Source organism: Streptomyces griseocarneus (assembly GCF_014655595.1).
GTDB lineage: Bacteria > Actinomycetota > Actinomycetes > Streptomycetales > Streptomycetaceae > Streptomyces > Streptomyces griseocarneus.
The window spans coordinates 1-543 of record NZ_BNBL01000040.1 but is presented as its reverse complement, the minus strand read 5'-3'; the positions used below and the strand labels follow the sequence as shown (position 1 = coordinate 543).

At 70.9% G+C, this 543-nt stretch carries 1 pseudogene; it reads left to right on the top strand.

Annotation, left to right across the window (positions count from 1 at the left end):
* Positions 1-543, top strand: a pseudogene (locus tag IE295_RS33175) (IS5 family transposase); the annotation flags it as partial.

The following is a 543-nucleotide window of genomic DNA, read 5'->3' as shown; positions in this document are numbered from 1 at the left end:
CCGGACGGTCTGTGGGAGCTGTTCCAGGATGTGGTGCCGGAGGCGCCGCAACGTCCGCAGGGCGGGGGCCGGCGGCGGTGCGATGACCGTGCGGTGCTGGCCGCGATCGTGTTCGTGGCCACCTCGGGCTGCACCTGGCGTCAGCTGCCGCCGGTCTTCGGGGCCTCGTGGCAGACCGTGCACCGGCGGTTCAGCGACTGGTCTGCAGCCCGGGTCTGGGCCAAGCTGCACCGCGTGCTGCTGGACCGGCTCGGCTCCAACGGCGATGTGGACTGGTCACGTTGCGCGATCGACTCGGTCAGCGTCCGCGCGGTCAAAGGGGGCCCCTGACCGGACCGAATCCGACCGACCGCGGCAAGAAAGGGTCAAAGATCCATGTCATCTGCGACCGTAACGGTCTGCCGATCTCGGTGGGCATCTCCGCCGCCAACCTGCACGACAGCCAGGCCCTGGTGCCGATGATGCGTGGCATACCGCCCATCCGCTCGCGCCGCGGCCCCCGACGCCGTCGGCCGGCCCGGCTCCATGCGGACAAGGGCTACG